Origin of the sequence: Trueperella bernardiae, from assembly GCF_030246965.1 — a bacterium.
Lineage (GTDB): Bacteria > Actinomycetota > Actinomycetes > Actinomycetales > Actinomycetaceae > Trueperella > Trueperella bernardiae.
This window is the reverse complement of record NZ_CP127099.1, coordinates 1,502,711-1,514,925: the sequence shown is the minus strand read 5'-3', so window position 1 is coordinate 1,514,925 and position 12,215 is coordinate 1,502,711. Positions and strand designations below refer to the sequence as shown.

The following is a 12,215-nucleotide window of genomic DNA, read 5'->3' as shown; positions in this document are numbered from 1 at the left end:
GCGTCAGCGGGCGCGGCGGTTTAGGATGTGTCTATGCGCATCTACATTCCGCTCACGCCCGAGGACCTCGCCGCGGCCATCGAGCCCCGGCTGGTTCACGCCGTCACACCCGAACTCAAGCGGACCGTGCCACGCGAGGACGACGAGGGGTGGGAAATGATCGCCACCCTTGCCGCCGCTGACGACTCGCTCCGCCTGCTTGCCGGCCGTCAGGCGCGCCGCCGGATGGTGTGCGTGGCCGAGGTGCCCGGCCGTGCGCTAGAGCACGCGGCCGAGCTCCCCACTGCCCGCCGGCTCACCGCTTCCGTGGAGTGGGGGGACGTGGAGACCATCCTCGTGGATGAACCGGGATACGAGGAGCTCGTCTCCCGTGCCATCGCCGGTGAGGAGGCGGCCTTCGCGGCAACCGGTGACATCGACCTGCTCTGGTACGACGTCATCGAGCGCGCCGACCTGGCCGCCGAACTTGAGGCAGGCGCACTGGTCGAGCCGGGCGCCTAGGGCCCGGGTTTTGCGCCTGCCGGGTGGGACCGCGAGTCAGAACCGGGAAGGGTTCATGCTCCGCGACCGGCCTACGCGGAGACGCTCATCGTGGAGCCCCCGCGGTCGAGCGGCTTGACCGTGACCCGATCGGGGATCATGGCCTTGAGTTCCTCCACGTGGGAGACCACGCCCACCGTGCGCCCGTCCGCTCGCAGCTGCCCGAGTGTGTCCATGACCGTTTGCAGGTAGTCGCTCGACAGGCTGCCGAAGCCCTCGTCGATCAAGAGCGTGTCAATGCGGATCCCGCCGTTCTCCGCCTGCACCACTTCGGACAGGGCGAGCGCGAGGGCGAGCGAGGTGTAGAAGGTCTCGCCGCCCGAGAGGGTGCCGGGGGAGCGGACGTGGTCGCCGCCAGGGCCGGAGTCGTGATGGACCACCTCGAGCCCGAGGCCCGACTTAAGCTCCCCGCGCCCCTCGTCGGCCCGGCGTAGCTCGTAGCGGCCGAAGGAGAAGCGGGCGAGGTGCTCGTTGGCTCGCTCGACGATCTGCTCGAAGCGGCGCAGAAGCACCCACACCGTGAGCTTGACGCGGCTGAGCGACATCGACCCGGCGTTCGCCAGATCCGCCAGCCGGACGGCCGGCCCGGCCGCATCGCTGATCCTCTTCCAGTCCCGATGGGCGGCGTGTAGCCGAGCGAGGTGCCCATTCGAGGCGGTCATCCGCTGTGAGGCGATCGCCTCGGCACGGTTGGCCTGGGAGACCGCCTCCCGCGCGGCGGCATCGGCTCGCCGGGCGGCCTCCAGGTCCACCTCCTGGCCCTCAACCTGCAGCCGTTCGCTGGCCAGTTGGCCTTCGATGCTTGCGCACTGGGCCGCGTGGTCCTCTACCTCCTTCTTCAGCGCTGTGAGCGTGGGACGGGGGAGGTGGCTTGCGCGGGCCTGCGCGGCGGTGACGTGCGCGGCAGCGAGCGCCTCGGACGCCGCGGCGCGGGCCTCTTCGAGCGAGCGGGCCGCAGATGCCGCCGTCGTTGCCACTGCGCGCAAGCTGCTGAGCTGTTCGCGCTGCCGGCCAAGCGCGGCCTGGCGGTCATGAACGCTGGGGAATTCCCCGCGCGCGTCGGAGACGCGCGCGGTATCGGCCCCGAGCATCTGGCTGGCGCTTGCGGTACGTTCGGTCAGCGCTCGCTGATCCTCCCGGACCTGCCCCAGTGCCAGACGTTGCTTGGCCTGGGCGTCCTCCAGCGCCGCGCGCTCGGCCTCCATCGCCGCCGCGTTCTTTTCGGCAGCGCTGGCCTTTGCCAGGTCAGCCGTGAGAGCAACAATCGTGGCCGCGATCGACTCGGGCGTGGCGTCGCCCAGCTGGGAACGCAACGCTTCGGCAGAGCTGGACAGGGCCGTGACCTTTTGGTTCGCTTGGTCAAGTGCGGCGGCCAGCGGCGCGAGCGCCGCCTCCTCGGCCTGGACCTGCTCGAGCGTGGCCGAATCCGCCGCTGGGGCGGCCGGAGCGGGGTGCTCGGTGGAACCGCAAACGGGGCACGGCTCAGATTCGCTCAGCGTGCTGGCTAGGTTGGAAGCCATCGATCTGCGCCAGGCCTCCGTGGTGGCATTTAATTTCTCGCGTTGGGCCGAGTGCGCGGCGGCGGCCTTCACCAGGGTCCCGCGCGCCCGCTCGAGCGTGCCCTCAACGTCCGTGAGCTTCGTGGCCGTGGCTTGGGCCGCTTGCTGGGAGGCAAGCTTTTCCGTGATGACCGGGGCGGTGGCGGCAAGTGTGCGCTTGGCCTGGAGCGCGGAGTCGAATTCGGCGGCGCGCGAAGGGTAGGCGGCAAGCTGTTCATCGAGCTCGGCAGCCCTCGCTTGCAGTGCCTCTGCCTCCTTTTCAAGACCGGCCAGTTCCTCTCGGCGCTGCGACAGGCCGGCCTCGAGTGCGGCCAGCTCCGCGAGCGCGCCGAGCTGGGTGTTGATCCCGGCCAGTTCCGCATCGCAGGAATCGATGACAGATTCGGCGGCCTCCAGCACGCCCTCCTGTGCCGCGATAGCGCTGGCGAGCGAGTCAATATCCGTGACGGTCGCAGCCCCCGCGGCTGGTGTGCCCACCGCACCCGTAGCCGACGGCTCCGTAGCAGCCGCATCCGGCCCGGACGCCCCCGCGGACGCCATGCCCGCGGGCAGCGCGATAGCAGACAGCGCCTCCCGCGCCGAGTCCTCCCGGTTCAGGCGGTCGATGGCGAGTGCCACCGATTCGTGGGCGGCGATCTTCGCCCGCGCCTCCTCGATGCGTGGCGCACGCTCGGCCAGCACTGCGCGCTCGGCCACCAGCCGACCCCGTTCGGCGATGGCGGCGGTGAGGATCTCCGCCTGCTGCAGGGCCTGAGCGGCCTGCCGGGCGGCGGCGCCGACCTCGACGGTCAGCTCCGAGGCCGCCGCCCACGCCTGGCCAAGCACGTGGTCGGCTTCCCCGATCGCCTCGAGCGGCGCCTCATCGTCCGGCTCGAGGACGAGCTGGACCAGGTGGGGGAACTGTTCGGCCACCCCGTCGATATCAAGCCAGGAGTGCAAGGCGCGGATGGCCTCCTCCGAGGCGGCCTTGACCTTTCCGCGTGCCTCCTTCGCCGCATCCTCCAGGGCGTAGGCGAAACGCTTGTAATCGCTGGTGTTGAACAGGGTTTCGAGCAGAGCCGCCCGCTCGGTGGACTTCATCTTCAAGAACTGAGCGAACTGACCCTGGGGGAGCACCACGGTTTGCACGAACTGTTCGCGCGTGAGCCCCAAAAGCCCCTCCAGCTCGGCATCCACCTGTGAGATCTTCGAGCCGAGGATCTCCCCGGCCTCCCACTTCTTCGCCTCCACGGCCGCCTCGGACATGCGCCACAGGTGTGCGGTGGCGCCTATGGGCGTGGTGCCCTCCCCGCGCACCTTCTGCTTGAGGTAGGCGGGCGTGCGCCGCACGCGGTACGTGCCCGAGGCGATGGTGAACACGAGCTCCACCACCGACTCCACGGTGCCGGGCGCGTAGCTGGAGCGCATGCGGGACCGATCCGAGTCGATTCCCGCCACGTCCCCGTACAGGGCGAAGACGATCGCGTCGATAATTGAGGACTTCCCGGCGCCCGTGGGCCCGTCAAAAAGGAACAGGCCGGAGGCCGTCAGGTCATCAAAGTTGATCGTGTGCGTGCCCGGGAATGGGCCGATCGCACTGAAAGTCAGGTGCCGGAACTGCATCAGGCCCTCACCTTCTCCCACGTATCGGCCACGAGCTGGTCCTCCATCTCGGTCAGTTCCCGCCCTCCCGCATGCGCAAAGAATTCGCGCATGACGGCCAGCGGGTTGGAACGGATCTCGGCCAGCTCCCTCAGCGTGACGGCCGTGGCCTCACTCACGTGTTCGAGCACGAGCATGTGCGCAAAGCGCGCCTTGAGCTTGGCGTACAGATCGGCCGGCCTGTCCGGATCCGTGACTCGGATGCGCACGAAGTAATCGCCAAACGCCGCGTACTTTACCGACAGCAGGTTTTCCAGCGTGTCCTCCAACGTGGCAAGCGGCCGGTATACGGGCGCAGGGATGAGCTCCACGCCCCCGCTTTGGGTATCGAGCAGCACGGAGGATTTGACGTGCTTTTCCTCGGAGAAGGAAAAGGCGATGGGCGAGCCCGAATAGCGCATGAGCGGATCGCCCTCCGTGCCCACCCGTTGCGGGCCGTGGATGTGGCCGAGGGCCACGTAATCCGTGAGCCCGCCCAGGCGGAACAGGTGCGAGGGGATCGAATCCGCCCCGCCCACCGAGATATCCCGCTCCGACTCCGTGGGTTGCGCGCCGATGACGAACGAATGGGAGAGCACCACCCGGTACGGGTTGCCCCCGCGCCGCTTCATGTCCGCCTCCACGCGGGCCAGCATCTCGGTGTTAACCGCCATGTGGCTGCGTTCGAGCACCTCATCCCCGGCCAGCTTCTCCCGCTCCGTGGGCGGATCTAAGTAGGGGATGGGGTAGATGAGGGCGCCCCCGGTGTCGTCGTCCATCACCACGGGGACGTGGGCGCGGCGCGAATCGGTACAGATATGCAGCCGATCCCGCACCAAACCTGACAGGAAGCCGAGGCGCTGGGGCGAATCGTGGTTGCCGCTGGTCATGATCACCCGCGTGTGCTCGAGCAGGCGCCCAAGCGTGTCAGACAGCAGCTCCACCATGGTGACGGGCGGGACGCTGCGGTCAAACACGTCACCTGAAATGAAGAGAGCATCCACACTCTCCGCCGCCACGAGATCGACCACGTGATCGGCCCACTGCTCAAAGGCAGGGGTGAGATCGGCACCGTGCATTTCCCGGCCCAGGTGCCAATCGGCCGTATGTAAAAACCTCATGTCTTCAGGCTAGCGGTCCCCTCCGACAACTTTTTCTCCGCACGCCCCGCCGGCGGCAGAAACCGCTTAATCCCGCACGGAATTGAGGATCTCGAGGGCGGGGTTGTGAAGGTGGCCGTTCGTGGCGATCGCGTTGTGCCCCCACGGCCCATCCTCGCCCTCGAGCGAAGTGAAGCGCCCGCCGGCCTCGGTCACGATCGGCACGAGCGCGGCCATGTCATACAGGTTGAGCTCCGGCTCGCTCGCGATATCCACCGCGCCCTCGGCCACCAGCATGTACGACCAAAAGTCGCCGAAGGCGCGCGTGCGCCAGCAGGTCTGAGCCAGGCGCAAAAAGGCGCGCAGCTGGTTGCGATCCGACCAGCCATCCAGCGACGAATAGGACAGCGACGCGTCTGAGACCCGCCCCACCTGCGACACGTGGATGCGCCGCGCCGCAGCCGCCGACCGCCCCGCGTAGGCTCCCAGGCCCTTCGCCGCAAACCAGCGTTGCTTGAGCGCTGGGGCTGAGACGATGCCGAGCACGATCGCCCCGTTGTCCTCCAGCGCGATGAGCGTGGCCCACACCGGCACGCCGCGCACGTAATTCTTCGTGCCATCGATCGGGTCGATGATCCACCGCCGCCCCGACAGGCCCTCCACCGGGGCCTCCTCCTCGCCCGTCACGCCGTCGCGCGAACGGAACTGGCGCAACATGTCGCGAATGAGGCGCTCGGCGGCGCGGTCGGCGTCAGAGACGGGGGTCATGTCGGGCTTGGTCTCGACCCGCAGGTCGGCGGCCCGAAAGCGCTCGAGGGTAAGGACATCGACCCGGTCGGCGATCCCGAGGGCCACCTGCAGGTCATCGGCGTAACGTGGTTGCATGCCCCAAGCATAGCCGCTGATTGGCTTTCGCACGCCCCGCGCGCCCATCGAGCCCCGCGCACGACGCCGCCATGCCGGTTACGCCCCGGCCACCAGGCCCGCCCGGTGTGGCTAGGCCCAGTGGGGGTCCATCTTCTGGCGTGAATCGAGCAGGCGGTGGAAGGACTCAACACGGGCCATGAGCCGCTCGCCTTCCACCTCTTCGAGCGCGCATTCGAGCGCGCCGGGCTCGTGCGGGCAACCGCGCGGACAGTCTTCGGCCGCCTCGCGCAGATCCGGGAACCCGCGCAGCAGGTCCTCGGCCTCGACGTGCGCGAGGCCGAACGTGCGCACGCCTGGCGTATCGATGACCACGCCGCCGCCCTCGAGGCCGAAGGCCATCGCCGACGTCGACGTGTGCCGCCCGCGTCCCGTCACCTCGTTCACGTGCCCGGTCTCGCGCTCGGCGCTCGGCACGAGTGCGTTGATGAGCGTCGACTTCCCTACCCCCGAGTGCCCCACCAGCACCGACACGTGGCCTTCTAGCGCAGCGGCAATCTCACCCACGTCCGACGTCTCGCGCTTCTCGTCGATCGTGGAGGTGTAGATGTCGAGGTCGAGGTCGGCATACAGGTCGAGCAGCGCCTGGGGGCTGGCCAGATCCGACTTGGTGAGCAGCAGGATCGGGTGCATGTCGGCGTCGTAGGCGGCTACGAGGCAGCGGTCGATCATGCCGGGGCGCGGCTCGGGTTGGGCGAGCGCCATGACGATGACCAGCTGGTCGGCGTTCGCCACGATGACCCGCTCGGTACCTGCCGCCTCCGACTCCTCGGCCGTGCGCCGCAGGGCCGTCTTGCGCGGGTCCACCTGGACGATCCGGGCGAGCGTGTCCTTCCGACCCGACAGGTCGCCCGTGAGGGCCACGATGTCGCCCACCACGATCGCACCGCGTGCCAGCTCCTTGGCCTTGACGGCCGTCACCTTTGTTCCGTCCTCGAGCGTGACGTGATAGCGCCCGCGATCCACCCGGTAGACTCGGGCGCGCGCGGCCTGGCTGTAGTCGGGCCGGATCTTCGTGCGCGGGCGCGAGCCCTTGCCCGGGCGCACCCGCACCCGGTGGTCGTCCGTGCCGATGTCACGCCTCGACATGCCCGAACGCCCCTTCCCACATCGCAACGAAGCCCGGCAGTGTCTTCGCTGTCGTCTCCACGTTCTGGACGCGCGAGCCCTCCAGGCGTAGCCCGAGGAGCGCGGCGAACGTGGCCATCCGGTGGTCGTCGTACGTGTCGAACGTGGCGGGGCGCCCGGCCCCGCCTTCGATCACCAGGTCATCGCCCTCCTCGCGGGCCGAAATCTCAGCGCGGCCAAGCTCGGTCACGAGCGCCGCGAGCCGGTTCGTCTCATGCCCGCGCAGCTGGCCGATGTTGCGCAGGCGCGACGTGCCGTCGGCAAACGCGGCGACGGCGGCCACGGTTGGCACGAGCTCGCCCACGTCCTTCATGTTGGCATCAAACGGCACGATGCGCTCCGGCCCGGTCAGCTCCAGTGTGCCGCCCTCCAGGCGCGCCCGCCCGCCCATCTGGGTAAAGATCCGACGGTAGGCATCCCCCGGCTGCGTGGTCGCCTCCGGCCAGCGCTCCACGCGCACGGTTCCGCCGGTCACCATCGCGGCGGCGAGGAATGCCCCCGCGTTCGAAAGGTCTGGCTCGATCGCCACCTCGCCCAGTCTGGGTACGCCGGGGGAGACCACCCAACGCTGCCCCTCGTCCACGACCTCGATCCCCGCCTCGCGTAGGACCTCCACCGTCATCGCGATGTGCGGTGCCGACGGGAGGCTAGCGCCCACGTGGCGCAGGTCGAGGCCGCGCTCCATCCGAGGCGCGGCGAGCAGCAGGGCGGAAACAAACTGGGAGGAGGCCGAGGCGTCGATATCGAGCTGGCCGCCGGCCACGCGGCCAGTCCCGTGCACGGTCAGTGGCAAAACGGGGGAGCCTTCGTGCTCGCCGGCTTCCACGCGCGCCCCGAGCCTGCCCAGTGCTTCCACGATCGCGCCCATCGGCCGCACACGGGCCGCCCGGTCGCCGTCGAGAACCACGGGATCACCCGCCAGCGCGGCGAGCGGCGGAATGAAGCGCATAACCGTGCCGGCAAGCCCGCACTCGATGCGCCCGCCCCGGAACGGGCCCGGCTCCACGCGCCACGCATCGCCGCCGCGCACCACCCGCGCGCCCAGCGCCTCAAGGGCGCCGGCCATGAGCTCGGTGTCGCGCGCCACCAGCGGGTGGCGAATCACGGTCGGCTCATCGCCCAGGGCGGCAAGCACGAGGTACCGGTTCGTCAGCGACTTCGAGCCGGGGATGGAGAACGTGGCGTGGGCAGGGCCCGACGCGGGGGCCGGCCACGTCACCGGCTGGTACCGATGTGGGCGTTCTCGGAGACGTCCTTCGCCCACGTGGAGGCGCGCCAGCCGAGCGAGGGCCTGCCGCCCCGGTCGGTCGAGGCGATGAGGGCGCCACCGATGAGGCCGGCGTCGGCAACCAGCGCCGAAAGAGAGGCACGACGCGCGGGCCCAGACTGCTCCCAGAACGGGTTGCGGCCCAGCGACATCGGGATCTGCATCGCGCCCAGCATGAGGGCGGTAGAGCGCGGCATGCGCCCGCGCGCGAGCGAAACGCCGGCAACAGTGAAGACCGCACCCGTGACGCGGGTCAGCACGTCAACCGGGATGTCCTTCGTGGGCACGCCCGCCCGCTCGAGCACCCCGAGGATGCGTTCGGCGGCGGCACGGTGGCCGGCGGGCTTACGGATCGCGTCGATACCGGCGGCCACGAAGGGCGCCGCGAGCAGCGGGCGGGCAAGAGTGGAAAGCATGAGGTCCTCCGTTCGTCTGTGTGTCCAGTCTAATCGACCGCGCCGACACTGTCCGGACACAGCGCCATCACGCGCGAACAGACCCGCTCGGCGTCGCCCCTTGCCGGCCTGCGCGACGCCGTCCTTTGTCGGCTCGCCACGGGTCCGCCTTCGTGCCGCGCGGCGGTTAGCTCATCTCGAGGATGTCGGCGAGCGGGGCGTAGTGGTCGATGACCGCCTGGCGGTAGGCCGCCTCGTCGCCGGCCTCGGCCGTGAGGAGCATGCGCTCGTGGGCGCGCGCGGTCTGGAGCAGCCCGTCGTCCTGTTCCACGTCCAGATCGGGGATGAAGGTTTGGTGGATGAGCCACATCGCCGCGTTGAGCTGGGAGATCAGCTCGTTATCCAGGTAGGCCATGATCCCGTTGTGGAAGGCGCTGTCCTCTTCCATGTACCGCTCCCCGCGGGAGGCCTTCTCCACCATGCGCTCAACCAGCCGGTGCAGCTCCGGGTTGGCGGTGCCTTTCATCGCGGTGGTTACCGCAACGGCGACGCCCAGGTCGAGGAAGCGCCGCGTGGAGACCACCTGGCGCAGCGACTCCGTGCCCGAGGCCCGGTCGAGGGCGAAGCGCAACACGAGGGTTTCGACCATCGGCTCGAGCGACATGTCGCCCACGAAGGAGCCCCGGCCCTGGTGGACGCGGATGATGTCGAGCGCCTCGAGCTTGCGCAGGGCCTCGCGCACGGAGGAACGCGAAACGCCGAGCGCCTCGCACAGGGCCGCTTCGGTGGGAAGCGGATCTCCGGGCTTGAGGTCGTGTTGGATGATATAGGACTTGACGGCATCGATCGTGGCTGATGAGCGGTTCGTGGTTGGAATGGCGCTCTTCCCCGGCATCGTTGTCGGGGAGTACTTACTTAAAAGCACTTGCGCGGACTTGTCAGACAACATACGATGAGTGTACCCGATGAGAAGCGTTGGCGCTTCACATTTAACTCAATGGAGAGGAAACAACATGCGTTCTACAAAGCGCTGGGCGAAGTTGACGGCTGTCGCTGCCGCCACCACGCTCGCCCTGGCCGCCTGTGGCGGAGGAAGCTCGCAGACGCCGTCATCGTCCGGGACCACCGATTCGAACACCTCCACAGGTGGGGCCCCGTCCGGTCAGCTGAACCTGGGTGTCGCCTACGAGACCACGAACTACGATCCGTCCACCACCTCCTCGGCTCTGGCCATGGGTGCGAACTGGCACGTCGTTGAGGGTCTGTACGAGTTCGACATGTCCAACTACGAGCTCTTCCCGGCCCTGGCTGCCGGCGATCCGGTCAAGGTTTCGGACACCGAGTACGAGGTCACCCTGCGCGACGGCGCGAAGTTCTCGGATGGCACCGACGTCACCACGGCTGACGTGCTCGAGTCCTATGCCCGCACGACGGCCGACACCTCGATCTACAAGCAGTTCTTCAGCTTCGTCGATTCGGTCGAGGCGAAGGATGACAAGACGATCACGATCAAGACGAAGTACCCCTTCGCCGCCGTCGCTGAGCGCTTTGTCGATGTGAAGATCGTCCCCGCGGCCTCCACGCAGGAAGAGATGACCGCCAAGCCGATCGGCACCGGCCCGTACAAGTACGAGTCGATCACCAACACCGCGATCGAGGCCGTCCCGAACGAGCACTACAATGGCTCCAAGCCCGCCACCGTTGAGAAGATCCACTGGGATGTCCTCAAGGACGACGCGGCCCGTCTGGCTGCCGCCCTCGGTGGCACCATCGACGTGATGGAGACCGTCCCGTCGGCCACCAAGGATCAGCTCGCAGCCGCCGGCTGGACCCTGGACGAGGTTCCGGGCTACAACAACCCGTTCCTGATGTTCAACACCTCCAAGGCTCCGTTCGACAACAAGGACGTCCGCAAGGCCTTCCACTACGCGATCGACCGTGCGAAGCTGGTCAACGACGTGATGGGCGGCGACGCGACCGTTGCCACCTCCTTCCTGCCCGCTGCCAACCCGATGCACAAGGAGGCTGCCGAGCAGTTCACCTATGACACGGCCAAGGCTAAGGCTGCCTTCGAAGCCGCCGGCCTGAAGGAGATCACCCTCATCACCACCGATCACCCGTGGATCGCCAACCTCGCCCCGCAGATCCGCCAGGATCTCGAGGCCGCTGGCCTGACCGTCAACGTTCAGTCGATGGCCTCGGGTGACCTCTACGCGAACTTCGCCGACGTCGACAACCCGACCTTCGACGTCGCCCTCGCACCGGGCGATCCGTCGGTCTTCGGTTCCGACCCGGGCATCATCATCAACTGGTGGTACGGCGACAACGTGTGGACCCAGAAGCGTACGCAGTGGGCCAACTCCGCGCCCGAGCAGTTCGCCAAGCTCTCCGAGATCGTGACCGGTGCCGAGCAGGCCTCTGGTGACGAAGCGAAGAAGCTGTGGGGCGAGGCGCAGGATCTTATCGCCGATGAGGCTCCGCTCTTCCCGCTCTTCCACCGCACGATGATCACCGGCATCAACGGGGATAAGGTTGTGGGTGCCCACGGTATTGGCACCACCGGCCTCAACCTTGTCGGCGCTTCGGTCAAGTAACATCCATTCGAGTCAAAGAGTGGAGGGTAGGTCCTTCCGCCTACCCTCCACTTTTTGCACCCTCAGCCAGTTAGGCCAGCGCACATAGGTGCGCACTGACCTCAGCCCTCCCTCGTCGGAAGAGGAAATACAGATGAACAATCTGCTCAGACTTCTCGGGCGGCGCCTGATCGCGCTACCCATCATGGTGATCGGCGTGACCCTGCTCGTCTTCTTCATCATGTCTCTCTCGCCGATCGACCCGGCCTACACGGCTCTCGGCGAGTTCGCGACGCCGCAGGCGCTGGAAGAGTTCCGCGTCGCACACGGCCTCAACGATCCCTTCTTTATCCAGTACGGCAACTATGTCATCAACATGTTCCAGGGGGACCTGGGCATCTACGGCGTCGGCGAAACCAACCGCGTGTCCGACATGGTGATGGGCGCACTCCCGGTCACCCTGTCTCTGACCTTCTTCGGCCTCATCATCGCTATCCTCGTTGCCTTCCCGCTCGGCATCCTCGCCGCCATCTACCGCGACCGCTGGCCAGATCAGGTCATCCGCGTTTTCTCGGTGATCTGCATCGGCACCCCGTCCTTCTGGCTCGCCTCCCTCCTGGTGCTGGCCTTCGTGGGCGGTTCGATCCCCGTCTCCGGTGGCCTGCCCGCGATGAGCGAAGACTTTGGCGGATGGTTCATGCGCATGCTGCTTCCCGCCTTCTCCCTGGCGGTCCCCGTGATCGGCCAGATGACCCGCGTGGTGCGAACCTCCATGGTGGAAGAGCTCGATAGGGATTACGTGCGCACCGCACTCGGCGCCGGCATCCCGCGCTCGGTCGTCATCGGCCGCAATGTTCTGCGCAACGCCCTCATTACCCCGGTGACCGTGCTCGGCCTGCGCGTTGGCTACCTCATGGGTGGCGCCGTCGTCATCGAGATCATCTTCGGCCTGCAGGGCATGGGCCGCGTGCTCATCCTCGGCATCCAGAACAACTGGGTCAACCTCGTGCAAGGCGGCGCGCTCGTGGTCGCGATCTCCTTCATCATCGTCAACATTGTGGTTGACATGCTCTACCTCCTCATCAACCCGCGTATTAGGTCGGTGTAAC

The 12,215-nt window shown here is 67.8% G+C and carries 10 protein-coding genes; 3 read left to right on the top strand and 7 right to left on the bottom strand.

Features of this window, described 5'->3' with window-relative positions:
- Positions 1-33: 33 nt before the first annotated feature.
- Positions 34-501, top strand: coding sequence for a DUF6912 family protein (locus QPC17_RS06980; protein WP_062613407.1), 468 nt, complete (start codon positions 34-36; stop codon positions 499-501).
- Between the two features lie 71 nt (positions 502-572).
- On the opposite strand, the gene QPC17_RS06975 is transcribed toward QPC17_RS06980, so the two are convergent.
- The 7 genes from QPC17_RS06975 to QPC17_RS06945 all read right to left on the bottom strand — a co-directional run bounded on the left by QPC17_RS06975 (position 573) and on the right by QPC17_RS06945 (position 9,482).
- Positions 573-3,701 carry an AAA family ATPase gene (locus tag QPC17_RS06975; protein WP_285347151.1) on the bottom strand — a complete coding sequence of 1,043 codons (3,129 nt, stop codon included), beginning with the start codon at positions 3,699-3,701 and terminating at the stop codon, positions 573-575.
- On the bottom strand, positions 3,701-4,840 hold the full coding sequence (locus QPC17_RS06970) for an exonuclease SbcCD subunit D (RefSeq protein ID WP_070447836.1): 1,140 nt from the start codon (positions 4,838-4,840) through the stop codon (positions 3,701-3,703). Before QPC17_RS06970 ends, QPC17_RS06975 begins: the two co-directional genes overlap by 1 nt.
- 66 nt (positions 4,841-4,906) lie before the next feature.
- Positions 4,907-5,704, bottom strand: a complete 798-nt coding sequence (gene hisN, locus QPC17_RS06965) for a histidinol-phosphatase (protein WP_062613410.1) — start codon at positions 5,702-5,704, stop codon at positions 4,907-4,909.
- A 111-nt stretch (positions 5,705-5,815) separates the two neighbouring features.
- Positions 5,816-6,832: a ribosome small subunit-dependent GTPase A gene (gene rsgA, locus QPC17_RS06960; RefSeq protein ID WP_070446464.1), complete on the bottom strand. Its 1,017-nt coding sequence runs from the start codon at positions 6,830-6,832 to the stop codon at positions 5,816-5,818.
- Positions 6,819-8,090 carry a 3-phosphoshikimate 1-carboxyvinyltransferase gene (gene aroA, locus QPC17_RS06955; protein ID WP_101923634.1) on the bottom strand — a complete coding sequence of 424 codons (1,272 nt, stop codon included), beginning with the start codon at positions 8,088-8,090 and terminating at the stop codon, positions 6,819-6,821. The genes rsgA and aroA overlap by 14 nt, the downstream gene beginning before the upstream one ends.
- Positions 8,087-8,554: a DoxX family membrane protein gene (locus tag QPC17_RS06950; RefSeq protein WP_062613413.1), complete on the bottom strand. Its 468-nt coding sequence runs from the start codon at positions 8,552-8,554 to the stop codon at positions 8,087-8,089. The genes aroA and QPC17_RS06950 overlap by 4 nt, the downstream gene beginning before the upstream one ends.
- A 166-nt stretch (positions 8,555-8,720) precedes the next feature.
- Entirely contained in the window at positions 8,721-9,482 is a 762-nt protein-coding gene (locus tag QPC17_RS06945) for a FadR/GntR family transcriptional regulator (RefSeq protein WP_062613414.1), read from the bottom strand.
- A 64-nt stretch (positions 9,483-9,546) separates the two neighbouring features.
- Between QPC17_RS06945 and QPC17_RS06940 the strand changes: the two genes are divergently transcribed.
- Together QPC17_RS06940 and QPC17_RS06935 are read left to right on the top strand one after the other, a co-directional pair.
- A complete protein-coding gene (locus QPC17_RS06940; RefSeq protein ID WP_062613415.1) occupies positions 9,547-11,127 on the top strand; it encodes an ABC transporter substrate-binding protein in 1,581 nt (526 codons plus the stop codon).
- 133 nt (positions 11,128-11,260) lie between these two features.
- Positions 11,261-12,214, top strand: coding sequence for an ABC transporter permease (locus QPC17_RS06935; RefSeq protein WP_062613416.1), 954 nt, complete (start codon positions 11,261-11,263; stop codon positions 12,212-12,214).
- The last annotated feature ends 1 nt before the right edge of the window (position 12,215 follow it).

Excerpts from the sequence above, each read along its gene's own strand:
- QPC17_RS06980 (WP_062613407.1), top strand. The coding sequence starts at position 34 with ATGCGCATCTACATTCCGCTCACGCCCGAGGACCTCGCCGCGGCCATC.
- rsgA (WP_070446464.1), bottom strand. The coding sequence starts at position 6,832 with ATGTCGAGGCGTGACATCGGCACGGACGACCACCGGGTGCGGGTGCGC.
- QPC17_RS06950 (WP_062613413.1), bottom strand. The coding sequence starts at position 8,554 with ATGCTTTCCACTCTTGCCCGCCCGCTGCTCGCGGCGCCCTTCGTGGCC.
- hisN (WP_062613410.1), bottom strand. The coding sequence starts at position 5,704 with ATGCAACCACGTTACGCCGATGACCTGCAGGTGGCCCTCGGGATCGCC.
- QPC17_RS06970 (WP_070447836.1), bottom strand. The coding sequence starts at position 4,840 with ATGAGGTTTTTACATACGGCCGATTGGCACCTGGGCCGGGAAATGCAC.
- QPC17_RS06945 (WP_062613414.1), bottom strand. The coding sequence starts at position 9,482 with ATGTTGTCTGACAAGTCCGCGCAAGTGCTTTTAAGTAAGTACTCCCCG.
- QPC17_RS06935 (WP_062613416.1), top strand. The coding sequence starts at position 11,261 with ATGAACAATCTGCTCAGACTTCTCGGGCGGCGCCTGATCGCGCTACCC.
- QPC17_RS06940 (WP_062613415.1), top strand. The coding sequence starts at position 9,547 with ATGCGTTCTACAAAGCGCTGGGCGAAGTTGACGGCTGTCGCTGCCGCC.
- QPC17_RS06975 (WP_285347151.1), bottom strand. The coding sequence starts at position 3,701 with ATGCAGTTCCGGCACCTGACTTTCAGTGCGATCGGCCCATTCCCGGGC.